Below are 25,517 nucleotides of genomic sequence, written 5' to 3'. Positions count from 1 at the left end.
CCCAAAGATGAGAAACTAATCTTCATAAAAGGAGGAATCCAATCGCTGTTTCGCAATCCAATAAACCTGCTCTACTACCACATCTATTTCGGTCAAAATCTGATGATTACTAAACCTTAATGTCTCAAGTTCAAGCTCGTTTAAAGCACGGTCTCGACTTCTGTCTGCTTCCAGCCCATCTTGGGTATAGTGTTGTCCACCATCACATTCAATAACTAAATTCACTGCTGGACAATAAAAATCCACAATATAATTTAATAAAGGTTTCTGTCGATAGAACTGTAATCCTAAAATCTGTTTACGGCGCAATCTTGACCATAGCAATTGTTCTGCATCAGTCATGTTGCTTCGTAAATCTCGTGATAGAAGTTTTAAGTTTTTATTGTAAGGCTTCATTATTAATTTAACTTCTAAGCACTCAGCCGTTCCACAAACAACACACCATCTAAATGATCAACTTCATGTTGCACAATACGTGCAGGAAAACCATCAAATGTTGTTTCAATCACCTCGCCTTGTAAAGTGTGATAACGCACTTTGACACTCTGTGCTCGTTGCACTTGCCCACGCTCATCAGGAACACTTAAACATCCCTCTTCCCCCGAACAAGTAGCTTGAGAAAACTCCAAAATCTCAGGATTAACCATTACCACTGCATCCATTTCAGGTGCATCTGGATAACGAGGATTTGGACGAGATGCGACAATAATCACACGTTTAGAAATATAAACCTGTGGTGCTGCGATTCCCACGCCATTCCGTTCAAGCATAGTCGCATGCATCGCAGAAGCCAATTGCAATAGCCACTCACTATTAAACTCCCCATCTGCAACAAATGCTGCCTTAAGTTCTAATATTGCTTCACCACGTTGCGCTACAGGCAAAACCACACTCATACCCATGACCTTATTTTGATCAAATCGTGCTTAACATAGTATTGGATATTTTCTATTGCTTCTATCATTTTCACGCAAAAATAAAAAACTCCCCATGAAGGAGAGTTTTAAAAAAAGGTTAAATTAAAGTTGTTTCTTTAATTCATCCTCAACAATTTCAATTTCAAGCTGGCTAAACTTACGAATTTCACCTTCAGCATGCTTTTCAAGCATTCCACCAATCAAAGGTACTTTTACTTTTACATTCCAAGTTAAAGTAATTTCTACTTTGTCACTATTTCCAGTTACTTTACGTTCCGCTTTTGCTTCTAATGGTAAGTTTGCGCCTAACTCAACCGTTGAAGTTAAATTTTTCAAATGAGTAATGTCAGAACGTTTTAAACGAAATGCATTTTTTAATAATTTTTTAGCAACATCAGGAATATTTACATCAAGGTTATATTCACGGCGTAGCGTATAAACATCCCCATTAATTGCAGATTCAATAATTTCTAAGTTTTCACCTGGAATACGTTTACACACTGCTTCATGCAATGCTGTATCCGCGACTAATCTTGAAAAGTCTTCGATTGAAACACCATGAATTGTTTCATTAACCGTAAATTGATGTGCCATAATTTAAATTTCCGTTTCGTTTTATATAGGAACTCATCACCGCCCGAAGTATATCATTCTCATCTCAATCGCAAAGTCCAACGCAACAAAAAAGGGTGACTGCTCGGATTAGTTATTTTTATTGTGATTTTCTCTTGTGCCTAATTTTACAGCAATTGAGGTAGTACGACTGATCGACAGGTACTGATGACCATACTCAATCACCGCGTAAAACTGTTCAGCCCCATCATCAAGACCAGTTGCCGACCATGTCGTCCCCTTTGGAAACTCATCTAACCAAATTGCTTTATAAAAGTCTGAAACTGTATCAAAAGCCAAATATGTTTCTGGATCCGCCACTATTTTGGCAGCCATCTGATCAAATTTTTGCTGTTTATAATTTTCTAAGCTGATTAACACAAACCTTCCTATTTTTATTTGCTTGAGATGTCTGAAATATGTTATCAACATAGTAATGATGACAACGATAAATTATAAGGAGTAAATACATGTCTTACCAAAATATTCTAGTTCCTGTCGATGATTCTCCAATTTCTTATGCGGCTGTTGAGCACGCACGTTCCTTAGCCAAATTATCTGGAGCAAAAGTGACTGTACTGAGTGTGGTTGCTGTCGATCCTTTTGTCGGTGTTGATTTTTATCAAGTTGCACCTGCGATTACAGATCATTTTATGCAAGCAGAAGCACATGCCAAAAATCAGCTACAAGAAATTGCTCAATCTTTTGTTGAAAATGGTGTCGATGTCACAACCAAAATTCATCATGGTATTGCAACAGACGGTATCCTTTTCGTTGCGGATGAAATCGGTGCAGATTTGATCGTTATGGGTTCAAGAGGACGCACAGGGGTAAAACGTTTATTGCTTGGTAGTGTTGCGCGTACAGTTCTGACCGAATCACATATTCCTGTTCTTATCGTCAAGCAATAATCAGCCAATTGAATAAAACCTTGTGCATACCGTACAAGGTTTTTTTATTGCACTTTATTCTCGAAAAGTTTGCCATGACTCAAACCTATTTTTCTTATATAGCATTAAGTTTGAAAATTGAGGAATGATTGCCTCACTTTGGGTCGGTCTCAAAAACACAAAATCATCCACTTGCGTATCACAATTCTTGGGTACATTGATCAACTCCTGATTGCTACTTCGTCCATACAAAACATGAGTATGTGCTTGATCAGGGTAAACATAATTTGCCATCCAATACCCCCCATAAATAAATAGAGCCTTGCATTTATGCGGTAATTTATCCAACACAGCCATAGATGGAAGCTGGGTAAAAGGCAAAACTTTTAATACAGGTGCCGCAATCCATAAAGCAGGTTGTAACGCTTGTAGAAAGTCATGATCAAAGTCACTTGGTTTTAAAAGCATTGAACCAAAGGACAAGTCATTACAAACACTTTCTGTGGTATGAAAGCTAAAAGTTGGGCTGCCACCACCATTAAAGCAAAGCTCATCATGCCACAGTGTTGGAAACTGTTTTTGAATAAGCTTTTGATAATTCGCATAAGTCTGTTGTGAACTTTGATAAGCCAACTCAGGTTTCTTAATAATTGCAGGGACTTTGGTGACATGTGCATCATAGCCCATCAAGCCAGACAGTTTTAAATATTGCGGATATTGCTGAATCAACGCCAAAATTTCTGTGAATTGCTGTGTGGTCTGTACTCCGCCTCGGTGTAAACCAACATCAATTTCAATATTTATATCTAAACAAATAGAATATTTTTTGGCGATTTCAAGATATTGCTGTAGACGTACTTTGGTATCAATCAGCCACTGAATTTTCGCTGTTGACCACTCCATATATTGTTCAAAAAATTGATGGACGACTTGGGCTGGCATTGGTTTACCTAACAAAATATCCGCGTCAGCAAAATTCTCTAAAATCGAAATGATATGTGGCTGATGGAACACCATAAAACGCTGGGTGTTGATCTGTGCAGATAACAATTTGAGCAAATCTAAACTCGCTAGAGATTTCACCACTAAGCGTGCTTTTAAATGCTGGGCATGCGCAAGGCGAATCTGAACATGCTGGATATTTTGTTTTAAGGCAGCTTCATCAACGATCAGTTGCGGGGTCGCAATCCCCTGTTTCTTTAGGTCTAAATTAAGTTGTTTAAAATAATGATCCAACATGTCTTTTCATCCTTTTATCTAATTAGGGATATGCTGACCCTACGGAGTCCTTTATCAAACAATTGCAGATGTCGTTTTCGAGTATCAAAATAATGAGAAGGGTTTGATATCAAAACTAACCTAAAAATAACTTTTCCAGATAGGGATTTAAAAATTTGGCCTCTGGATCAAGCTGCTGACGCAAAGCCATAAAATCATCCCACTTTGGATATAAATCACGAAGCTGCATGCAGCTCATACTGTGCATTTTCCCCCAGTGCGGACGCCCCTGATATTTCTGTAAGATTGGTTCAACCACATCAAAAATCAATTGTGGATCTTGTTTATGATATTGATGCACCGAGATCGAAATAGAGTCTTGCTGATAAAACGGACTGAGCCAAATATCATCTCCCTTCACAAAGCGAAACTCGAGCGGAAAAAAGGTTGCTACTTTATGCATACGTAAAGCATGTAATACTTCATTTAAACACTCAATTCCTCGATCAACAGGAATCTGATATTCCATTTCATTGAACTTGGTATTGCGTGGCGTTGGAAATATTTTGCTCGACCAATCCACATAAGTCGTCGGTTTAACAAAGATGCCTAATAGCTTTTGTAAATAAGGGTTCAGTGAAGGAAAGGTTTTGGTCAGTTCTGAACATAAGGTCAGTAAAGTATCATCTGAGGGGAAGTTCTCTTTACGAGCTAAAATCTCTTCATCCGTTTCATTCAAGGTTTTTAGCATTAACTGTTTGCCATAAGAAAAGACAAAACACTCAATATGTCGATGTTGAAGCTTCCATTGCTGAATGTTTTGCATCATATCTTCGACACGGCATAGCTCGATATGTTCTTTGAGTTTATAACGTGGACGATTCTGTATGGTGATCTGAGTCAAAATTCCCAAGCTGCCTAAAGAAACCCGTCCTGCGGCAAAGATTTTAGGATGCTCTGTGCGACTGCATTTCAGGATTTCACCTGAAGCCGTTAACAACTCAAAAGCTTCAACATAAGCAGAAATACAATGCAAATCTGCGCCTGTGCCATGTGTTCCTGTAGAGACAGCACCCGCTAGACTTTGCTGATCGATATCGCCCTGATTCATCAAGGCCTGATTGATCGATTGCTGCTGTAAGTGTTGATCTAAATCATATAAACGTGTGCCTGCATAAATGCTGCTCTGACATCGATTGGTATCAGTGGATGCAATTCCTGCAATGTGATCCAAAGACAATAAAGTTGCATCCGTACAGACCAAAGGCGTAAATGAATGCCCCGCACCGACCACCCGTATTTTTTGATGTTCAGAGACAATGGACTGTAATTCTTGAATATTCGCGGGTTGGAGAATCTGCTGTGGCATTGATTTTTGCAAACCAGACCAATTTGACCAAGCGCATTGAACAGGATGATTCACACAAGCTCTCCCTGACTTACTGCCGTTTTCAAATTGCCATGATTACTGCGTTTCGCCAATTCATGTTCTGGAATTGGTGCTGGTCTTGTAATTTGATCGTAATTACGTTTATTTTTATCCAATATTAATTGTTGAGATAAGTCTTTGAATTTACTCTGACATGCAGCCAAAGTCCATTGTCCAAATAATGTATGACCACCTTCATAAGCTTGCTGCTGGTATTCTTCATAAGTGGTTACATAGCCCATGTAATCATTACAATAAGAGGCCAACCATACTCGATCAAATGATGATGCTTCGAGCAGGTTTTGTCTCACTGTTTCAATAACACGCTGCCCTGCAATCGTTGTAAATTCTCCAGGACAACAAACAAGTGCTAAAGTTCCTAAACGAATAATTTGTAAAGGTACAATACTCGGAACCAGTGGGCTTTGCTTGATCGCACCCGCCCTCACTTGTCGATTCATCTCCGCAATCAATGGATCAAGAATACTCGGTGGGAAGCCAATTGGTTGACCCAAAATCTTTTTAGTTCCAGCTTCTAGTAAAATTTGTTTGGGTCCTTGTGAAGCATAAAGCCGATGATATTCAGTAAAATCATCAGCCCTTGAATGTTTCATTTTTTGTTTTCTAAATTGATCTGCTAAAAACTGCATGCCTTTGATTATCGGTTTGGGCGCACCTAATCCATCGACAGGTGTACCTGCAAAAAATGAAGTCCCATGACAAGGCTGACTGGTTTTTGCATCAAGTTGTCCATTTGAAAACTCAGGTGGAATCTCAATATTGCTGAGATCAACATAAGACAGTACTGCATCAATCTCCCCTGCGACTTTTTGCATATTTTTTGGGGCTGTTTGTTGCAATGCCATCAAAGCTAACTCACTTTGATAACGTCCGTTTTGTTGTGCATATTGATATTCAGCTTCTCCTTTAAGCTGATTTCGGATCTTGAGTTGATCTTTACCGTGAAAATGTGGTGATACATCGCCTGCCGTTGCTTGTGCAAAAATCGCCACTGGATTTTGAATGCCTTGTTGAACTAAAGCTTGTTCTGAAAATGCAGCAGCATAACCTTTGTTATCACCATCATACGCATTTAATTTATTACCAAGGCAAGTGGCATGTACACCAAACAATGAAATAAAAGACTGTAATTTGTGTTCTCGATAAAATCCGATGAGTTGCATTTCACGGTTTAATGCTAAATGGGTTTCAGCTTCGGTGTGTGATCTCACCTCAGGATTTCGATTATAGGCTTGAATCGAACGATTCCATGCTACTGGCGTGTCATCCGTAAAAGCTTGCGTTGTAAGAAAAATATCCGTTTGTTGTTCATTTTCAATTGCTGTCTGAATGCTTAAAACAATTGCGTTTAAAATCGCTATGAGATGCTCATGTACAAAACCAGGTGTTGGCATATTGTATAAAGCTTCATGCGCGCAGCCCCCAGGTCCTGAGTGCGTGTGCGTTGCCATTAACACCAACTGATTCTCGTTAAATTCTGAACCTAACATCCCTCTTAAACGAGCAACAGCTTTGCTACGCATCGCATGTGTAATACAGCCTAAATCTAGGCAACAAATAATCAATCGATTGTGGTGTTGATCGACAATGCTAAAGCTACGTGCATATAACGCTGTTCTTTTTGTATAGGCTCGATGTGACCATTGCCCATAACCGAACATAGCATAGCCTTTAGGCACAATTTTGATTTCCTGCTTGTTCCAACCAACCTGATACATTGGTACTTTCCTTTCAATTCTTTTTCTAATTGCGATGAAGCATGTTGAAAGTTAATCAAAATTATGCGATACCCAAAAGGGTCAAATAAACGATACCTTGGGGGGCAAAACGGACAGATGCCTACAGCAATAACGCATTCGATCGGCTTACAAAGGTTTGTACCTCCGACTATTCTAGCCAGCCTAATCCATTATGCTGAACAGAAAAAATGGAACTATAAACAATGGTTTGAAGCTTCAGGATTGGATTTCATACAAATTCAGCAAACAAATCATTTGATTCACTTTGACCAACTGTGCAATGTCGTGCGTCAAGCGATCTCAACCTATCAACAACCCTGTCTTGGTTTAAAGCTAGGAAGCAGTGAAGGTCTGATTTCAATGGGAATTTTGGGTTTTGCCATGCAATCCTGTAAGACTGTCGCAGAGGCTTTGGAGATTGCGCTTCGCTATCATCGTATTTCAGGAAGCGTATTGAATTTAGCATTTAGGATTCAAGGTGAAATCTGTGAACTCGAAGTGACAACACCCAACCCAGAGTCCGATCTCAAAGCCTTTTTCTTTGATGAGTTATTTAGTAGTACCATCGCCTGCTTAAACGCAATGTTAGGCGATCATGATGATGTGATGAGCCTCGAACTTAGCTATTTACCAACTGACAACCAACAAGAATATCGCAATATCTTTGGCTGCTCGGTTCAATTTAATAGCGATAAAAACATCATGCGTTTTAAAACAAGTATGTTGCAGCGACGCTTAAAAAACTACAGTCCAGCCAACTATGCAACTGCAATACAAATCTGTGAACAGGCATCAATACAAATTGATCTATTTAATCAAAGTAACTTTGTCGATTTACTGGATCATTTGATTGAACAACATTTACCTGAGCGTTTTGAGATGCAACAAGCCGCACAGCAATTACACATCAGCGAACGCCACTTAAGACGGCAATTATTATTAGAAGGCTGGAGTTTTCAGAAAATTCGGCAAACTGTATTAGAGCGTAAAGCAAAACAACTACTTGAACAGAACCTATCCATGAGTGAGATCAGCCTACAACTTGGTTTTAGTGAATTACGAGAATTCCGACGCGCCTTTAAACGCTGGACTGGACAAGCACCTTCGGTTTATAAACAGACCTATGAAATCAGCCACTAAAGGCCGTTTAAATATTGAATTAATTTATTAAAGGATAGGCTTTTACAGAGTCTTGCCGTGTTCTCATCCCATTTCAGGATCAGCCTGCGGCTCGCCCTACTTTTCTTTCGGGAAAAGTAGGCAAAACCACTTTCATCCGCAAAACTCGTTGACTACCCTCAACTAATTTAATGAATCGCAGAAACATCACTTTATTAATGTAGTCCTGCCTCAAACAGTTGCGGATGACTTTCCAAGTATCATATTCCATCGAGTTTTTCCCCATTTCATGGCTATTAAATCTAAACTCAGCTTGCCGCCTGATAAAACGGCGCATCACCGTTAATCGTGGCACGGTGCATAATCCGATGCGCATCACCATAATCAAATAAAGCCTTATGCTGTGTGCAACGATTATCCCAAATCGCCACATCACCCTCTTGCCACTGCCAACGCAAATGAAACTGCTCATGAGTCGCGTGGGCGAATAAATATTGCAACAACTCAGCACTTTCTACTTCATCCAACTCATTAATACGCATGGTAAACCCTTCACTCACAAACAAAATTGGCTGACCCGTGACAGGATGCGTTCTGACTACAGGATGCACGACAGGCGGATTACGTTTAAAGGTTTCTTCCAGTTTTTTACGCTCCACATCATTGTGCGCAAAACGTTCAATTGGGAACGACTGACGAATATCATGCGTTGCCGTTAAACCTTTTAACTTTTGTTGCAAGCTTTGATCCAACCCAGCAAACGCAGCTACTCCACTCGACCACAGCGTATCACCACCTACAGGTGGAATCTTGATGGCTTGCAAGACACACCCTAATGGCGGATTTTTACTGAAAGTTACATCAGTATGCCAAAGTTCATTGTCACGTAAGTCTTGTTTCCAACTGTCGAGTACAATAATTTCAGGCACATTTTCTACTGTCGGGAAAATAGGGTGAATATGTAAAGAACCAAAACCACGAGCAAGTTCAGCTTGAGCTTGTGGTGCCAATTGTTGATTACGGAAGAAAATTACATGATGATCCAGCAAAGCCTGTTGAATTTGTTGTGTGGTATTTTCATCAACCGTATTTAAATCAACATCGTGAATAATCGCACCAATGCTTGATTTAATAATTTCAATATTTAAAGTCATTTCTAACGCTCTATTCTCTACAATTTGCACTTATAACTGTTGACCATACCAAGGAGAGAGTTGCTTCTGTAGCCAACGTAAAAACAATTCAAAACTCACTGCGACAATCGCAATCACAATAATGCCGAGAACCACAGTATCGGTAATCAAGAATTGAGCTGCTGACTGCACCATAAAACCAATACCACGATCTGCTGCCACCAATTCCGAAGCCACTAGGGTCGACCAGCCCACACCCAAACCAATACGAATACCCGTTAAGATATGTGGTAAGGCTGTCGGCAGAATCACATGCCAAAACACTTGCGATTGGCTTGCACCTAAAGATAAGGCAGCACGCTCACGATTGAGCTGATGACTGATTACGCCATGAGTGCTACTGATAATGACTGGTGCAAGTATCGAAAAGAAAATCAAAAGTACTTTGGTGGTTTCACCAATCCCGAACCAGATCACCAATAATGGCAAATAAGCCAAAGGTGGGATCGGACGCAATAACTCAACCAAAGGATCAAGCACGGCGCGCACCCATTTGTTCAAGCCCATCCACAAACCTAAAGGCACACCAATCGCAATTGCAGCAACTAAAGCCAATAAGACACGAGAAATACTCGCGGCTAAATGTTGCCATAAAGTCGCTTTCATAAAGCCTTGTTGAATGACTTCGAGAAACTTCTGCCATACTGCTTGTGGACTTGGTAAAAACAGGCTCGGGACAATTTTTAATGCCGTGATTAAATACCAGATCACCAATACACTAAGTACACTTGAAAGACTGAGTACCAAACTACGATGACGAACGAAAAAATCACCTCCAACATTTCGTTTTGAAGCTAATTGTTTCGGCTCAATTTGTGCAAACTCGGTCGTTTTACTTAGCTCATAGGCTGTATTTTTTGCTTGACCTGTCATACAGCCACCTCATGTCCTGCCTGTTTCTGCACACGCAAACGTTCAAACAATTGCTCACGTAATTGAATGAATTTTGGATCGGATTTAATCGTACGAATCGATTCACCCTGCTTATAGCGCTCTGCAAAATCTAGTTTTAAAGTTTCAACGATCTTTCCTGGGCGAGCTGTCATCAATACCAGTTGATTGCTGAGCAATAACGCTTCTTCAATGTCATGGGTAATGAGGAAAAAAGATTTATTTTGTTCAATCCATAAATCCAATACCAACTGCTGCATGGTTTCACGAGTAAATGCATCAAGCGCAGCGAAAGGTTCATCTAATAAAATAAAGGCTGCATGACTAATCAAAGCACGTGCAATACCGACACGTTGTTTCATACCACCTGACAGTTCCCAAATATTAGCTTGAGCCACATGACTTAAACCCACTATTTTCAGGATGGATTCTACTTGCTGATGAATATGCTGTTCTTTTAAAGCTTTAAGCTGTAAAGCAAAACCGATATTTTCAGAGACATTTAACCAAGGTAATAGCGCATGATCTTGGAACACCACTGCACGGCGAGCATCAGGTGCCGTTAGCACTTCGTCATCGAGTTTGATCTGTCCTGAACTTGGTTTTTGAAAACCAGCCAAAATATTGAGCAATGTAGTTTTTCCACAACCCGACTCACCCAAAATTACCGTCAAAGTGCCCTCTTCAATTCGGAGATTAATATCTTGCAATACAGGCACGGTCTGGTTTGGAAAAGTTAAATGAAGATGCTCAGCAGCTAATACGCTCATTTCGATCTCCTAAGGCTGTAAAAACTGAGTGGTGACATTTGCTTTATAATCCGATTTGACTTGATCCACTTTGCCCTGACTTTTTAAGAAAGTTGCGGTATCGAAAATATTCTTGGCAAACTCACCTGATAAGGTGGCTTGTTGCTGTTGGCGATCTAGGTAAATATTTCCTGAAAGAAGCAACGGAATATCTTTCGCATCTGAGCCAGTCAATTGTGCAATTTTCTGGATATTGTCTGCATTTTTCTCAAATGCTTTGGGATCTTGGTTATAGCTATCAATCTGCTTTAAGCTGGTTTGGACAAAGGCTTTTAAGAACTCAGGATTTTTTTCAGCAAAGTCTTTGCGCACCACCCAAAGATCATATGTTGGTGCACCCCACTCGCCGACTTGTTTTGAGTCTGTTAATACATGACCACTGGCTTTAACTTTGCTTAATGCAGGTTCCCAAACATAGGTCGCATCAATATCACCACGTTCCCAAGCAGCTGTGATCTCAGGTGGACGTAAGTTAATAATCTTGACTTGACTATCCTCAATATCCCAATGCTGTAAAGCTGACAATAAGCTGTAATGTGTGGTTGAAACGAATGGCACAGCAATGGTTTTACCAATCAAATCTTTTGGGGTTTTAATCCCTGATTTATCACTGACCACTAAAGCTTCTGAACCACCTAATTTTGCTGTCACGAGGAATACTTCAATCGGTAAATCACGACTTGCTGCGGCAGCTAAAGGACTAGAGCCAATATTGCCGATCACCACATCGCCCGAAGCCAATGCATTGACCACATCTGAACCTGCATCAAATTTACGCCACTGAATTGCCTGTCCACTGTCGCGTTCATAATCACCATTGGCCTGCGCAACCTTGGTTGGATCAACACCTGTTTGATAAGCAATCACTACTGCTTTATTGTTTTTAGACAAAACAGATGCCACATCTTTTTGATTTTGATAGACAATAAAAGCAACAATCGCCACAAGGACGATTGCTGTAACAAGGAGTGGCTTAGTATTTTTGAGGCCCATAATGAGATGATCTTTCAATAATATCCACTTATGGTATGCCTGAGCCTTTATGATTAAAAATAAGAAAAAGTGCGTTGTTTATTCTTTTATAAGATATGAAAACTACCCAATCTTTTTCATATTTCCTTAAAAACCATTATGTATAAAACCTATAAGCATATAAACAATTTTAACTTTTCAAACTACAACTTATTTATGTAGCATATATAACATCTATGTTGAGTATATTACATGAATATATCCTTACTCATTTCATCACTCCCCACTCAAAACACAACAACACGAATGCGTGTGTGGAGAGCACTCAAAGCAAGTGGTGCTGTAACACTTCGGGATGGCGTTTATATATTGCCTGCTGAACATTCAAAAAAATTTGATGCAATTGCTGATGATTTAATCTCAGAAAATGGCAACGCCTATATATTCCAAACCGTTGCTGTAGAAGATCTTGATATCGCTAAAATTTTCAACCGAAAAGAAGAATACGATGTGCTCTATCAACAAATCAGCCAACTGCGACAAGAGTTGAATCAGAGCAATAAAAAAGAACTTCTCAAACAGATTCGTAAATTACGTAAGCAGCTCGATGCATTAATTGATATTGATTATTTTCCGACTGAAGCTAAACAACAAACACTTCGAGAACTCAATACAGTTGAACAAGCAATTCTACGTTTTGGGGAAATAGACGAACCCAACAATCTACAAGGCCATCTTCAAACCTTCCATATAGACAATTTTCAAAACCAAATTTGGGCAACAAGAAAACGCCCATGGATTGACCGTTTAGCTTCCGCATGGCTGATTCAAAATTTTATTGATCCAAATGCTAATTTTTTATGGTTAGAAACACCCAGCGATTGCCCTAAATCAGCTTTAGGTTTTGACTTCGATGGAGCTAAATTTAGCCATATTGAACATTTAGTGACTTTTGAAGTGCTATTGCATAGCTTTTCATTACATGAACAGAAAGCATTAAATAAAATTGCAGCAATTGTCCATTTTCTAGATGTTGGTGGGGTAGAACCACCAGAAGCCTCTGGCATTGAAAAAGTCATTCAAGGTTTAAGAAACAAAATTACTGATGATGACCAACTACTTGAACTATCTAACTATATTTTTGATGGGTTATACGCCAATTTCTTAAGAGAATAATTATGGAACAGCAATCGATCAGTAGAACTGATCAATCAATCGAATCTATCCCTTTCTGGCAAGCTTTTTTATTCTGGTTAAAACTAGGATTTATCAGTTTTGGTGGCCCTGCAGGTCAAATTGCATTAATGCATCAAGAACTAGTCGAACAAAAACGCTGGATCTCAGAAAAAAGATTTTTGCACGCCTTAAATTACTGCATGCTACTTCCTGGTCCAGAGGCTCAACAACTTGCAACCTATATTGGTTGGCTGATGCATCGGACATGGGGCGGTTTAGTTGCCGGCATTTTATTTGTTTTGCCCTCCTTATTTCTGTTGATTGCATTATCATGGATCTATGTACAATTTGGTGATGTTCCTATCATTGCCGGCTTATTCTACGGCATAAAACCTGCGGTCACGGCAATTGTTTTCCATGCCACTTATCGTATTGGTAGCCGTTCACTCAAAAATAAAATGTTATGGGGAATTGCTGCAGCTGCTTTTGTGGCGATCTTTTTCTTAAAGTTGCCCTTCCCTTTAATTATCTTAACCGCAGCAGCACTCGGCTATCTGCTCAGTAAAAAGTATCCTAGTTTTTTTGCATCAAATAATACACATCAAAGCAGTCAAACAAATCACGTAGCAGCAGTGATTGATGATCATACCCCGCCTCCAGCACATGCGATTTTCCGTTGGGCGCACCTGATTAAAATTTTGCTCATTGCTGGATTACTTTGGTGTGTGCCCTTAATCGCTTTGGTTATGTATTTCGGCTGGCAGCACGACTATACCCAAATGGCGTGGTTCTTCACCAAAGCAGCGCTGCTTACTTTCGGTGGTGCATACGCTGTTTTGCCTTATGTTTATCAAGGTGCGATCGAGAATTATGGGTGGCTCAGCCCAACACAAATGATCGATGGACTTGCTTTAGGCGAAAGTACCCCTGGTCCACTGATTATGGTAGTCGCTTTTGTTGGTTTCCTCGGTGCATTTAATGCCTCTTTGCTAGGAAGTGAACACTTATTTCTCGCTGGTGCATTCGGAGCCATCATCGTGACTTGGTTTACCTTCCTTTTCTCTTTTGTTTTTATTCTTGCAGGTGCACCTGTGATCGAATCAACGCATAACCAACTCAAGTTTACCGCCCCATTAACAGCCATTACGGCTGCTGTCGTTGGGGTGATTTTAAATCTCGCCTTGTTCTTTGGTTATCATGTTCTATGGCCGAATGGATTTGATCAAGCTTTTAATTTTGAAGCAGCGCTGATGATTATAGCGGCATTAATTGCGCTGTTTAAATTCCAAATCAATGTGATTTATCTGATTTTTGCTTCAGCATTGTGTGGCCTAGCTTTATATCTTATTTAAGCGTTGATCGTCGCGCTGTTGTAGAAATGACAACGCGACTTAATCTGAATTAAATATAGTGGATTTCCACCGATGCATGCACAATTTCTTCATGGATTGCGAGACTAGCCTTCACACTATCAGGCGTTAGCTCTGTGCCATTGGTTTCTAATCCGATAATACAAGAAAATTTACCTTTCCCCACTTTCCAAACATGCAAATCAGTCATTTCAACTTTTGGAAATTGTGCGACGACTTCTCGTATTTCTTCAACCACAGGATGTGCCATCTCTGCATCTAGTAAGGTTTTTCCAGTTTCACACATCAAGCCCCAAGACCATCGAGCAACTAACAATGCACCAACAATTCCCAATACCGTATCCAAAAAGTTCCAACCAAAATACTTTGCCGCAAACAAGGCAATAATAGCCAATACCGAAGTCACCGCATCGGCAACCACATGTAAGAATGCCGCTTTCTGATTAAGATCATGATGGTGGTGACCGTTGTGATGGTCATGGTGGTGATGACCATCATCGTGTAATAACCACGCACAAATCAGGTTAACGACTAAGCCAACTATTGCAATCGGAATCGCTTCATTAAAATGGATCGTCACAGGATTCAATAATCGTTCAACCGAATGAACGGCCATCAATACAGCTACAACCATCAACAAAATCGCACTGCTATAGCCCGCGAGTACTTCGATTTTCCAAGTCCCAAAACTAAAACGCGGATCACGTGCATAACGTCGAGCCATACGATAAGCAAAATAAGCCAATCCTAGTGCCAACATATGTGAGCTCATGTGCCAACCATCTGCCAGCAAAGCCATCGAGTTAAAGATCCACCCACCTAGAATTTCTAAGACCATCATGAAGGCTGTCAGTAGCGTTGCTATCAAAATTCTTTTCTGGGCGAGAGGATTTCCCTGATCAAACTGATGAGAATGACGACGTTTAAGGTTACTATGCTGCATATTGAGAGACTTTAAAATATACTCCCCAGTAGTATATTATTTTTCTGGAGAAAAGGAATGGCGCATCTGCATCACGACAAAAAAATTTTGAATCGGGTAAAACGACTTCAAGGTCAGCTCAATGCGGTTGAAAAGTCATTAACCCTTCCCGACCAATCTTGTATAGAGGTATTACAACAAGTTGCCGCGATTAAAGGTGCCGTCAATGGTTTAATGAATCAACTGATTGAACAGCACTTAAAGCAACATGTATTCAAAGATCCAGAACAGGTGAATGATGAAGAAGTACAGAAATTCTTAACTTTATTGCAACGTTATTTATAGGTACCAAATCTCATGAGTCAGTTGTTCAATTTCAGATTTATCATGACTGACATAGAGCATCGGTATTTTAATCTCCTGTATCACCTGCTGAAAAAAAGGAATAATTTCAGCTTTGTGAGCTGCATCCAAAGCAGATAAAGGCTCATCCAATAACAACAATTTTGGCGAGTAAAGCAATGCACGGCCTAATGCCACACGTTGCTTTTCCCCTCCTGAAAGTTTAATCGGCATTCGATGCAGTAAATGATCTAGTTTGAGTAATTCTACGATGTAGTCCACTTCGAATCGGCGTTGTTGTGGCTGAATATGCTTAAATCCAAACACTAAATTCTGCATCACTGTTTTATGTGGAAAAAGCTGGGCATCTTGAAAAACCAAACCGACACGGCGTTGTTGGGTGCTCCAGTTAATTCGCTGAGATTGATCAAACCACAGTTGATCTTGAATTTTAATCCAACCTGTTTGCGGAGTAATCAATCCCGCAATACTGTGCAAAATAGTCGTTTTTCCCGATCCTGAAGCACCAAATAAACCAATTACAGGCTGATCAGATTGGAAAGTTTGGTTTAAAATAAACTGCCCCTGTTGAACATGTAACTGACAGTCGATCATATCGAATAACCACGCTTATTTTTCTGATACCGATTGAACCATTGCGCAAACCATAAAGCAAAAAATGCCACGGATAATGACAAAATAATGAGTCGCCACAGCGCAGCTTCAGTGTCAGGTTGCTGCATTAAACTATACATTGCCAGTGGTAAAGTACGGGTTTCGCCTGCAATATTCCCCACAAAGGTAATGGTTGCGCCAAACTCACCTAGACTTCGACAAAAACACAAAATGCTCCCTACCAGAATCCCACTACTTGCCAATGGCAAAGTCACCTGCATAAAAGCACCAAAAGAAGAAGCACCTAAGGTTTTGGCAGCCATTTCTAAACGCTGATCAACCAATTCGATTGCTAGTCGAATTGACTGAACCAATAGTGGAAAACCCATCACAGCAGATGCGAGTACAGCCCCTTTCCAATTAAATGCAAATTCAATTCCCAACGGTGCCAGATATTGTCCAAAAAAACCACGATTGCCAAACAACTGTAAGAGTAAATAGCCTGGTACAACAGGCGGTAATACCAAAGGTAAAAAGACCAAAGTCTCTAATAAAGACTTACCCCAGAATTCTTTTCGAGCCAGTACCCACGCCATAATGGTTGCAGGGACCAAACTAAAGATGAGACAAGTTGCCGCCACCTTACAGGATAATTTTAAAATCTCGATTTCTTCAGGACTAAGCATCATCATGGTACAAGAACACTAAAACCATATTTTCTGAAGACCAAAGCTGCACGATCACTACGTAGAAACTGATAGAATTTCACGGCCTCAGGATTATTTTTTAGTAAACCTATTGGATAAATAATGGGAGTATGACTATTTTTTGGAAATACGCCTGCAACCTCGACATTTCGACTGATCGCCGCATCTGTTGCATAAACAATACCTGCTCGACACTCTCCACGTGCAACAAAATTAAGCGCTGCACGAACATCTTCGGTTTCCACCATATGGGGTTCAACTTTGTTCCACCAACTGAGTGATGTTAAAGCCTGTTTTGCATATCGACCAACGGGCACACTTTGAGTATTTCCAGTACACCATCGACCTTTGTGATTTAGCGTTGGATCGAAGTTTTTTTCCATTTTTAGTGTGAGGGATTGGTTTTTAGGACGAATCACCACTAAACGGTTCTCGAGCAGATTCACACGATCTTGTATTTTGACCCACTTTTTATTCTTTAAATAATTCATCCACTCTTGATCTGCTGATATAAAAATATCAGCTGGCGCCCCAGCTTCAATCTGTTTAGCTAAAGTTGAAGAACCTGCATATGAATTTTTGATTTTAACATTATTATTTTGTTGATAGTCTTGGGTTAATTGATTGATCACATCAGTCATACTGGCAGCAGCATATACAGTCACGGTACTCTTGGCAAAAACTTGTGGAGTAAACACTCCACCACTTGCCACCACTACAGCTATACATATTGCTTTGATCTTTACCCGCATTCTTATATTCCTCTGCTTCGATATATTTTTAAAACATACCGCCCAGTAAAGATACACCAAAAGCAAAAATTAGCCAGTCTGGATGTGAATTCAGCTCTTTTATTGATATCTTATCATCAACTGAGACTTAAATTTTTAATGCATCTATTCACTAGCGATTCTATTTATAAAATTAAAGACTTTGTGTTCTTTAACCACATATTTTCATCATTTCGCTCTTAGATAGATTCAATCTTGTATGTTGGGTAGATAAGCAAGAGTAATTTATGAACTCATATTGTCTAAGATACTTTCCTTTTTTTATCTCTAATCTAATTTGTGTTTCCAAACTATCTGATTTTACTTTTGATATATCAAAACAAAAAATATAATGACTATTTTTATTAGACAAATTCTCTAAAATCTCTTTATATTTAAAAGAGCTATCTAACATACCAAATTCATTTGCAGATTTAATATGATTCGATTTTAGAGCACAAAGCTTACGATCAGAATACTCATATTTAAAATTTTCTGCTTTATTTTCTTTGCAACCTACAATAATAGTGATCAAAACAAGTTAAAAAAACCTAATGCCCTTATCAATAAAAAAAAGCCACATTCCACCCTCTTCAAATAAAGAAAAAAGCATTATTAAATTAAACTATCTTCTTATGTTTTCAATTAACACCATATAAAATAAATCATAAATTTTATCTAAAAATAAATTTATCTTGCTTCTTAACAATATCATTGTATTCTTTCAAGTTATATAAATCTAGGCAAGTCATCAAAATAGATTTATCATTTGTATCCTTATATACATTATTATCATTCACCACATAATTATTAATAAATTCCTTAATATTTTTATACGCATTTTCATCATGGTTACCCTTTTGAAAATACCCCCCCATTGCTTTGGAAGCTTCATCACTCAAAGGTTTACTATTAAATTTTGTTAAGCAATAACTAAAACCAAAATTCTTTATTTGCATCTGTTCTTGAGTTAAGTTGTAACTCTTTGCATGACAAGCTGTAGTTAAAAAAATAAAAGATAAAATACAGATCAGCTTCATTACTTCAACTCCCAAAAAAATACATCAGTTGTTCTAACCGTTGGTTGTGAATGAATAAAATAACAACTATCTCCACAATCACTACCATTCCATAATGTAACATGACCTGTTGCATCCCCCCAACCAGTTACATTAAAGATAATGATTCCTTTTTTATTTTGTATTTGAGATGACACATCTTCATTATTATTTGGTTTGATCGAAATATCTGCTTTACCCAAATTATTCTCTACAAAATTAATCATCTCTCTAACTCTTAACAGATATAACTTGCCATCTCCTCCAGAAACTTTATAACCTTTAGTTGTTTTTTTGATTGGCATACCCCCATAATTAAACGATCTGCTTAACCTCAAAGCACATGCATTTGCATAACCTACAGGATTCTCCGTATATAATGCATAAGCATTTCCACCAACCATTTCATAAACTTCACCAGCTGGCATTTTTACAGGATAATTTTCCCAAAGTTCGTTAAATAATGGTCTATTGGTTTGTATATTAGATGACTGCCCACCAGCTGAAGCTCTTATATTTGTCCCCATATTTAATATCCTGTGTTTATTAATATTTTTTTACCCTTAAAGACATTTTTAATTATGCCCTTACCATTACTATTAACTTTTACAGAAACAGTAAATAATTCGAAAGCATCTATTTCTGTTTCCTGAGATTCAATAGTTATATTTACCTGTTCTCCATCAGAGTATCCTCTAGTCTCCACATGAAGATTCAAATCATTAAAAAACCTAGATTTATCTTTTAAAACAGTTAATTCACTACCATATGACCAGTAAAGTGCTGTAATCTCTTTATCTTTTTTTTCTAAAAAACTTTCTTTAGTATTTAATTTACTACTAGCAGGACTTGTATTAATAGCTGAACCACCACCATTATCCTGAACTGCTAAATTTTGTTTTGGCAACAGTTTGCATCCACAGGACAAACTATCATTCACTCTTGCCGCGGCTTTACCCATTACCAACATACAAGGGTCGCCACTTATAATCGTTGCAACAGTCTGATGCTTTGGACAAGTGGCCTTATCTCCAACACATGCAATCGCAATACCTTCGATCAAAAAACTACTGTTACCCGAGATCACCTTTCCACCACCTGTGGTTGGGCAACCTAGTACGATATAGGGTGTTGCCATAATCACATCCCTCTCATATTCTAAAAAAATTAAAGCACTTCAAACTCGATACGACGATTTTTACGACGACCATCAGCCGTCGCATTGTCTGCAATCGGCTCACTCGACCCTTTACCTTCAGTACTCAAACGATCAGTTGCAATATTCTTCGAGACTAAATAATCCTGCACTGCAACAGCACGTTCTTTACTCAAGATCACATTTCGACTGGCATCGCCTGAACTATCTGTATGTCCAATGATTTTGACTTGTTTTCCACCCACTTTATTTAAGGCAACTGCCATTTCATCCAAAATACGTTTACCCGTCTCAGTCAGAATCGCACTACCAGACTCAAATTCAATGATACGATCTTTTAATGCATCATCAATCACTTTCTGCTCAGCTAGATTGACCGAAAGCTGAGCATTGAAACGATACGGTTGCTGAACCAAAGACTGAAAATTCGAAGCAGTCGGCTGAATTTCATTTGGATTGCTCATTTTACCTGTAAGCTCAATCTGCGTACCACGAACACGCAATTGCCCCTGCTTCACTTTCTTAAGGTCAGGTGTAATAACACGAGTTACAGAATCGCTCCACCCATTTGGAGCAGAAACAGGACGGACCTGAATCTTGTCCACAACCTGATCAGCCCCATATACAGATTGCATTTTAACTAAGATTGCTTGTTTACTTGATTCATTTGGAACCACGCCCTCAACAACAATTGGCGCAGCCAGCACCGTATGGCTTTGCACCAAACCACAACAAGCCATGATGAATGTACTTAGTAGAACTTTACGGTTATTTCTCATATTTATTCATCTAAAAAAGTTTGTCGGAAAAGTTTTAAGCCTTGATTCAGACTTAGCTGACGCTGACACAGAGATTGTTCCAAAGTTGCAAGACCTGCATTTTGCTCAAGATAGGCATCGATCCATTCTGCTTGAATGAGAGAAACCCAATGTTCACTTTGCATGTTTTGGGTAAACAGATCACTTAATGCCATGATATCTGCCCCTTGAAAGCCTATAAATAAGATCGGCTCTTCACGATGCAAAATACCAATCAAAAGCTCTGTATTGCTGTTTTGCAAGAATCGACCAATCATCCCAACCCAAAATGCAGCAATTTCATAACAATACATATGATTATTGATCGGCAAAATGAGTACTTTATTTAATCGACTGGTACCATTTTTTAAGATCGGTTGCAATAAAAGCCCTAAGCCAATCATACTTTGCGCGAGTTTATAGACGCTAATTTTCATCAACTGCGCAAAAGAATGCAGCGTATGATTTTCATAAAAGGCATTACATTCAGATGCTGTAAATAACTGTACGGTATTGGGCAAATTATTAAGTTTATCCAACATAATCGTAGTATCACGGATACTACGCAAAACACGATTACGTTGAAATAAATCGACCAATACTGACTTATAGTAATACGGCGCAAGCAATAAATTTTGATAAGGCTGCTCAACTTCTAAAAGTTGACTCAGTACCATTGGAAATGGACGACCAGAGCTATCTTGGCTCGCAATCAAGTTTGCAGCCAAAAACATCGATTCTGAAGGATTACCAATAAAAAAATCCAGTGCAGGTAGAGCTTCATAACGTTGCTTAAAATCGGGCCTTAACATGGCATGTTCTAAGGCCTCTGTAATCCACTGATCCAGCACTTGGATTAAGGCATATTGCCCTTTAGATTTAATAAAATCCCCTCGGGCTGGCGTCTTTCCATAATACAACGGTGTTGTTCTTACATGTTGCATACGCTCTCCCTCAGGTCTTGCGAGATCTTCCTAATCATCAACGTGCGCCTCCTTGAGATGGCGGGGTTGCTGCTGGTTGTGCATTTGTTGGTGTGGTTTGAGCAGAAACGACCCGAACCGCTTTTTCAGTCACAACCTTATCGACCAGTTGTAGACCTGCGTAGCCGCGACTCGAACCAATATTGCCTGAGCTATTGCCACTAATTAATCTAAAGTTCACTTTTAATGATAATGATGGATCAGCTTTGCTCTTCCAAACCATTTCAAAGCTACCATTTTGTTCTTTACGTTGTGCAGCATCGATTAAGCGGTTAATACCATATTCACCTGGCTCATCGAAAATAGTATGCGTTTGTCCTTCTAAATCAACCGCCGTGATTCGTGCACCTGGTATCGCACCTTTATTCGGCCATACAAAGTTCACCCATTGCTGGATTCCGTTTTCATAGACCATACGTTGCCCATCAATATCAATGGTATATGACAAAAATTGTGGGTTTTGTAATGGATAAAATTGGAAATTAGATTGATTCGATGCTGGCGCAGCCGCAGGCTGATCTAAGCTGCCTGTTGCCATACCATTAATCGGTGCAACATACTGTTGGAATGCCATCACAAACTGTGGGTTTAAACTAATACCCAAATCTTTCCAAGTTTTAGACGTCAAAACATAGCCACGACGAATCACAAATGGATCTAAAGCCTCTTTGACAAAGCGAGAAATACTACCTGTTTCCCCAAAAATCTGACCAATTTCGTTACTGGTAGCTTGTAAGGTTACACTGCTATTAAATGGATATTTCTGACTAAGATTTGCTTGGAATGGTTGATAGGCTTGGATACCCCACAACTTATTTAACTCATCTTGTGTTGGTAAAATCAAACTTGAGAAGGCCTGCGTCAACGGACTCATCAATAATTTCTGAGCCACTTGTTGGTCAGCTTCTTTCATACCCACCATCATTTTCTCATCAACATATTTCTGTGTAATATTAAATACAGATGTTTGATCAGTAATGGTTTGTTTTACCAATGCCATAGCACTTGGCCCAATTTCTCCAGCTGTTTTCAGATCATTGAACTTACTACGCACTTGCGCAAGATTATTCATATATTCATCAAACAAGGATTTGTTTTGTAAATCATCACGTTTACGTACCAACTGATAGAACATTTGGTACTCTTGTGAGATCGCACCTTGAGCATTATTCATGGCTTGAATAGTGCGTTGATCATCAGAACTCTTCAAGACTTTGCGCTTAAACCAAGCAATGAAACCTTTTTCTGGAATGGCGAGTTCCGCTTGCACAATTGGATTATCCCAGTTGGTTTCAACTGCAATACGTTGCAATAAAACACGGATCGGCGAGTTTTGCGGCTCACCTAATACATCAATATGCTTCACTTGCTGATCAAACTTATCAGCTTTGGCATAGTAAATTCCATTCAGGAATTTCTTCCATTCCGCGACATATTCTTGCTTATACAAGGCAACCAATTGCTTACGTATCTGCTCTGGACTACCAGAGAAAGTTAGGTCATCCGATTGGCGACTATTTAGCACCCAGTCTTTACTATCTGTTGGTTTATTCGCTGCATCATCAATCGCATGCTCAACATACTCATCCCAAGCTTTTTGTGTAAATACACCCGGTAATGCATAACTGCCTAAAACAATATTTCGATTTTGTTCGCCGACGATTTGCCCAACAGTAACCGCTGGATAACGAACTGCTGCACGCATTTTGATTTCGTTATAAACACGATCACGTGCTGGCATACCGCGAATCACAGATAATAGAACTTGACGCGTTTGATCAACAACTTGAGCATCTGTTTCCAATACTGGGAAACCGCTTTGATTCGCTAAAGTCATCGCATAGGAAAGTATTTTTTCCGCATCTTGAATCATCTCACCACGAGGCATCTGTCCACGATTGGCATCTAACCAAGATCTCCAGAAACGTGAAACCTGATCACTTAGATGACTACTATCCATATATTCAGGATTACTCATCATCAAATACGCTTTCAGTGCATTATAAGCATCTTGTGGATTACTATCGGATGGCTCTAAGTATTGTTGAGTTCTCGCGACTTGCTTAATTTCAACATTAACGTGATTTTCTTTTAAAGTTGCTTCATTACCTTTCACACGTTGTAAATATTGAGCAATATTCTGTTGGGTTGGAGTCAATACAATCTGCTGAATACCTTTTAGATATTCAGTTTTTAAGCTTTCACGAAGTTGATTGCCCTGATACAAGCCAAAACTAAATTTGAGTGGTCGATTATCAGCGAACTCATCCAACTGCTGCAAACGCTCTTGTAAAATTAACAAAGCTTCAAGCTGCGTCGATAATTGCTGCCCAGATGCTTTTTCTAAATGTACAACTTTATCTAAATCTGCTTGAACATCTGCAATTAACTGCTGATTATTTCGATATGACCAAACCCAAACGCCTAGAACTAAAGAAACACCCACCAAAGCCCCAATAAATGCAATATAACGCTGACGCTTTTTCGCAGGATTGATATGTTGCTTGACTAAATCTTTGTCGCGCAAAATGACGTTGGAAAAAAGACCTTGTAGGAAATAACCATGATTTGGTGCAACGGAGTGTGATGTCCCTTCTTGGTTGCTATTTGGAATTTGCTCCAATTGAAATTCTTGGGCAATATTTTCCGTCATTGGGCTTTCAATTACGCCTTCTTGTAATGCACTGGTAAAATAGAAACCACGGAATACAGGTTGGAATTGGTAAGGATTTTCTTCAAATAAAGTACTAATGAAGCTCTTTAATGCAGGCTTTAATGTCTTAAACTCCAATGGGAAAGTCATGACACTTGGTGAAATATTTTGAGAATGACGGCGACTTAAATGAGTTGTACTAACACTTTTTAGACCGTCATACAAAATGCTGTAATGTTTTTCAAATAATTCTACTGCATTGTGCGATGAACTTTGATCGTAAGGTAACGTTGCACCCCAAGCTTGATTATATTCCTGTGATTCATAGCAATCGAAAAACTCAGTAAAACCTGCAATCAAATCCATTTTCGAGAAGACCAAGTAAACCGGCACCACAACCTCAAGTTTTTCCGTTAAATCTTGAATACGTGCGCGTAAATTCTTGGCTAATTTTAATGAATTTTCTGGGCTTTGGCTGACTAACTCCGCAATACTGACAATGACAATCAAACCATTAATCGGTGCTTTAGAACGATTTTTCTTTAAAATATTAAGAAAACCCAACCATTCAGAATGATCTTCTGAATAAACAGAATAACGTCCAGCCGTGTCTAATAAAATCCCCTCTGTTGAAAAGAACCAATCACAATTACGTGTGCCGCTTAAGCCTGCAGACACCATTTTTTGATGCGTTTCTTCAAATGGGAACTTCAAACCAGAATTATAAATCGCAGAACTTTTTCCTGCCGCAGGATTACCAATGACCATATACCACGGCAACTCATACAGCGCAGCATTGCCCTTTTTGTCGCCAAGCTTTGACTTACGAATCAATTGAATTGACTCTTTCATTTGCTGCTGAATTAACTGTAGTTCAGCTTTATCTTTCTGTTGAGCTTGTTGAGCTTGTTCAGCACCCGTATTTTGCTCAATTGCATTGGCTAATTCTTCACCCTGTGCAGCATGACGTCTTCTCTGGATTAACCAATAAATGCCATAGATGATTAAACCGAGCACATAAGCTGCGACTAAAGCAAAAAAAATGTGACGCGGAATAACTGAATATGACGAAATCAGAGCAACAAACAAAGACAAGGCAATGATTGCTTTAGGATTGGTGATGTACTGCCACAGATAACCTAAAATGATGTACATTGA

The 25,517-nt window shown here is 39.1% G+C and carries 27 protein-coding genes; 5 read left to right on the top strand and 22 right to left on the bottom strand.

Features of this window, described 5'->3' with window-relative positions; genetic code table 11:
• Positions 1–15: 15 nt before the first annotated feature.
• From F2A31_RS04510 to F2A31_RS04495, 4 genes are all read right to left on the bottom strand, one after another.
• Complete coding sequence (locus F2A31_RS04510) at positions 16–396, bottom strand: endonuclease domain-containing protein (protein ID WP_150025379.1); 381 nt, start codon at positions 394–396, stop codon at positions 16–18.
• Positions 397–410: 14 nt separating this feature from the next.
• On the bottom strand, positions 411–896 hold the full coding sequence (gene def / locus F2A31_RS04505) for a peptide deformylase (protein ID WP_150025378.1): 486 nt from the start codon (positions 894–896) through the stop codon (positions 411–413).
• 123 nt (positions 897–1,019) lie between these two features.
• Positions 1,020–1,511, bottom strand: coding sequence for a DUF2505 domain-containing protein (locus F2A31_RS04500; RefSeq protein WP_150025377.1), 492 nt, complete (start codon positions 1,509–1,511; stop codon positions 1,020–1,022).
• A gap of 108 nt (positions 1,512–1,619) precedes the next feature.
• Entirely contained in the window at positions 1,620–1,910 is a 291-nt protein-coding gene (locus F2A31_RS04495; protein WP_150025376.1) for a hypothetical protein, read from the bottom strand.
• An 89-nt stretch (positions 1,911–1,999) separates the two neighbouring features.
• Between F2A31_RS04495 and F2A31_RS04490 the strand changes: the two genes are divergently transcribed.
• On the top strand, positions 2,000–2,440 hold the full coding sequence (locus F2A31_RS04490; RefSeq protein ID WP_004640211.1) for a universal stress protein: 441 nt from the start codon (positions 2,000–2,002) through the stop codon (positions 2,438–2,440).
• Between the two features lie 54 nt (positions 2,441–2,494).
• On the opposite strand, the gene F2A31_RS04485 is transcribed toward F2A31_RS04490, so the two are convergent.
• The 3 genes from F2A31_RS04485 to F2A31_RS04475 all read right to left on the bottom strand — a co-directional run bounded on the left by F2A31_RS04485 (position 2,495) and on the right by F2A31_RS04475 (position 6,805).
• The gene (locus tag F2A31_RS04485; RefSeq protein ID WP_150025375.1) at positions 2,495–3,658 is read right to left on the bottom strand and encodes an alanine racemase; all 1,164 of its coding nucleotides are present in this window, start codon (positions 3,656–3,658) and stop codon (positions 2,495–2,497) included.
• Positions 3,659–3,773: 115 nt separating this feature from the next.
• A complete protein-coding gene (locus tag F2A31_RS04480) occupies positions 3,774–5,060 on the bottom strand; it encodes a D-arabinono-1,4-lactone oxidase (protein ID WP_150025374.1) in 1,287 nt (428 codons plus the stop codon).
• Positions 5,057–6,805 (bottom strand): neutral/alkaline non-lysosomal ceramidase N-terminal domain-containing protein, encoded by a 1,749-nt coding sequence (locus tag F2A31_RS04475; RefSeq protein ID WP_150025373.1) that lies wholly within the window; start codon positions 6,803–6,805, stop codon positions 5,057–5,059. Before F2A31_RS04475 ends, F2A31_RS04480 begins: the two co-directional genes overlap by 4 nt.
• Before the next feature lie 63 nt (positions 6,806–6,868).
• Here F2A31_RS04475 and F2A31_RS04470 point away from each other — a divergent pair, with 63 nt between their 5' ends.
• Positions 6,869–7,966, top strand: coding sequence for an AraC family transcriptional regulator (locus tag F2A31_RS04470; protein WP_150025372.1), 1,098 nt, complete (start codon positions 6,869–6,871; stop codon positions 7,964–7,966).
• A gap of 287 nt (positions 7,967–8,253) precedes the next feature.
• Here the strand turns inward: F2A31_RS04470 and tauD are convergent, their stop codons facing one another.
• The 4 genes from tauD to tauA are packed head-to-tail and all read right to left on the bottom strand — an operon-like array spanning position 8,254 to position 11,849.
• Positions 8,254–9,099, bottom strand: a complete 846-nt coding sequence (gene tauD / locus F2A31_RS04460; RefSeq protein ID WP_150025371.1) for a taurine dioxygenase — start codon at positions 9,097–9,099, stop codon at positions 8,254–8,256.
• 30 nt (positions 9,100–9,129) lie between these two features.
• Positions 9,130–10,011 (bottom strand): taurine ABC transporter permease TauC, encoded by an 882-nt coding sequence (tauC, locus tag F2A31_RS04455; RefSeq protein WP_150025370.1) that lies wholly within the window; start codon positions 10,009–10,011, stop codon positions 9,130–9,132.
• Positions 10,008–10,799 carry a taurine ABC transporter ATP-binding protein gene (locus F2A31_RS04450; RefSeq protein ID WP_150025369.1) on the bottom strand — a complete coding sequence of 264 codons (792 nt, stop codon included), beginning with the start codon at positions 10,797–10,799 and terminating at the stop codon, positions 10,008–10,010. Before F2A31_RS04450 ends, tauC begins: the two co-directional genes overlap by 4 nt.
• 9 nt (positions 10,800–10,808) lie before the next feature.
• The gene (gene tauA / locus F2A31_RS04445; protein WP_171490557.1) at positions 10,809–11,849 is read right to left on the bottom strand and encodes a taurine ABC transporter substrate-binding protein; all 1,041 of its coding nucleotides are present in this window, start codon (positions 11,847–11,849) and stop codon (positions 10,809–10,811) included.
• 213 nt (positions 11,850–12,062) lie between these two features.
• Between tauA and F2A31_RS04440 the strand changes: the two genes are divergently transcribed.
• A complete protein-coding gene (locus F2A31_RS04440; RefSeq protein WP_150025367.1) occupies positions 12,063–12,986 on the top strand; it encodes a chromate resistance protein ChrB domain-containing protein in 924 nt (307 codons plus the stop codon).
• A 2-nt stretch (positions 12,987–12,988) separates the two neighbouring features.
• Positions 12,989–14,338, top strand: coding sequence for a chromate efflux transporter (chrA, locus tag F2A31_RS04435; protein ID WP_150025366.1), 1,350 nt, complete (start codon positions 12,989–12,991; stop codon positions 14,336–14,338).
• A gap of 49 nt (positions 14,339–14,387) precedes the next feature.
• Here chrA and dmeF read toward each other — a convergent pair whose 3' ends face one another.
• Positions 14,388–15,299 carry a CDF family Co(II)/Ni(II) efflux transporter DmeF gene (gene dmeF, locus F2A31_RS04430; RefSeq protein ID WP_150025365.1) on the bottom strand — a complete coding sequence of 304 codons (912 nt, stop codon included), beginning with the start codon at positions 15,297–15,299 and terminating at the stop codon, positions 14,388–14,390.
• Between the two features lie 57 nt (positions 15,300–15,356).
• On the opposite strand from dmeF, the gene F2A31_RS04425 reads away from it, so the two are divergent.
• Positions 15,357–15,623: a metal/formaldehyde-sensitive transcriptional repressor gene (locus F2A31_RS04425; protein ID WP_150025364.1), complete on the top strand. Its 267-nt coding sequence runs from the start codon at positions 15,357–15,359 to the stop codon at positions 15,621–15,623.
• On the opposite strand, the gene F2A31_RS04420 is transcribed toward F2A31_RS04425, so the two are convergent.
• The 10 genes from F2A31_RS04420 to tssM form a co-directional block, all read right to left on the bottom strand.
• A complete protein-coding gene (locus tag F2A31_RS04420) occupies positions 15,618–16,235 on the bottom strand; it encodes an ATP-binding cassette domain-containing protein (RefSeq protein WP_150025363.1) in 618 nt (205 codons plus the stop codon). The two genes, F2A31_RS04425 and F2A31_RS04420, sit on opposite strands and share 6 nt — an antisense overlap.
• On the bottom strand, positions 16,232–16,927 hold the full coding sequence (gene modB / locus F2A31_RS04415; RefSeq protein ID WP_150025362.1) for a molybdate ABC transporter permease subunit: 696 nt from the start codon (positions 16,925–16,927) through the stop codon (positions 16,232–16,234). The genes F2A31_RS04420 and modB overlap by 4 nt, the downstream gene beginning before the upstream one ends.
• Entirely contained in the window at positions 16,924–17,694 is a 771-nt protein-coding gene (modA, locus tag F2A31_RS04410) for a molybdate ABC transporter substrate-binding protein (protein WP_150025361.1), read from the bottom strand. The genes modB and modA overlap by 4 nt, the downstream gene beginning before the upstream one ends.
• Before the next feature lie 190 nt (positions 17,695–17,884).
• Positions 17,885–18,247, bottom strand: a complete 363-nt coding sequence (locus F2A31_RS15845) for a hypothetical protein (protein WP_150025360.1) — start codon at positions 18,245–18,247, stop codon at positions 17,885–17,887.
• A 139-nt stretch (positions 18,248–18,386) separates the two neighbouring features.
• Positions 18,387–18,752: a hypothetical protein gene (locus tag F2A31_RS04400; protein ID WP_228715649.1), complete on the bottom strand. Its 366-nt coding sequence runs from the start codon at positions 18,750–18,752 to the stop codon at positions 18,387–18,389.
• Positions 18,752–19,297 carry a type VI secretion system amidase effector protein Tae4 gene (locus F2A31_RS04395; RefSeq protein WP_150025359.1) on the bottom strand — a complete coding sequence of 182 codons (546 nt, stop codon included), beginning with the start codon at positions 19,295–19,297 and terminating at the stop codon, positions 18,752–18,754. Before F2A31_RS04395 ends, F2A31_RS04400 begins: the two co-directional genes overlap by 1 nt.
• A gap of 2 nt (positions 19,298–19,299) precedes the next feature.
• The gene (locus tag F2A31_RS04390) at positions 19,300–19,908 is read right to left on the bottom strand and encodes a PAAR domain-containing protein (RefSeq protein ID WP_150025358.1); all 609 of its coding nucleotides are present in this window, start codon (positions 19,906–19,908) and stop codon (positions 19,300–19,302) included.
• Between the two features lie 29 nt (positions 19,909–19,937).
• Positions 19,938–20,666, bottom strand: a complete 729-nt coding sequence (locus tag F2A31_RS04385) for an OmpA family protein (protein ID WP_406741480.1) — start codon at positions 20,664–20,666, stop codon at positions 19,938–19,940.
• Between the two features lie 41 nt (positions 20,667–20,707).
• Positions 20,708–21,667 (bottom strand): type VI secretion system-associated protein TagF, encoded by a 960-nt coding sequence (gene tagF, locus F2A31_RS04380; protein WP_150025357.1) that lies wholly within the window; start codon positions 21,665–21,667, stop codon positions 20,708–20,710.
• Positions 21,668–21,704: 37 nt separating this feature from the next.
• Positions 21,705–25,514: a type VI secretion system membrane subunit TssM gene (gene tssM / locus F2A31_RS04375; protein ID WP_150025356.1), complete on the bottom strand. Its 3,810-nt coding sequence runs from the start codon at positions 25,512–25,514 to the stop codon at positions 21,705–21,707.
• Between the last annotated feature and the right edge of the window lie 3 nt (positions 25,515–25,517).

The sequence above is a fragment of the Acinetobacter suaedae genome, from assembly GCF_008630915.1.
Taxonomy (GTDB): Bacteria; Pseudomonadota; Gammaproteobacteria; order Pseudomonadales; family Moraxellaceae; genus Acinetobacter; species Acinetobacter suaedae.
This window is presented reverse-complemented; position numbering and strand designations above follow the sequence as displayed.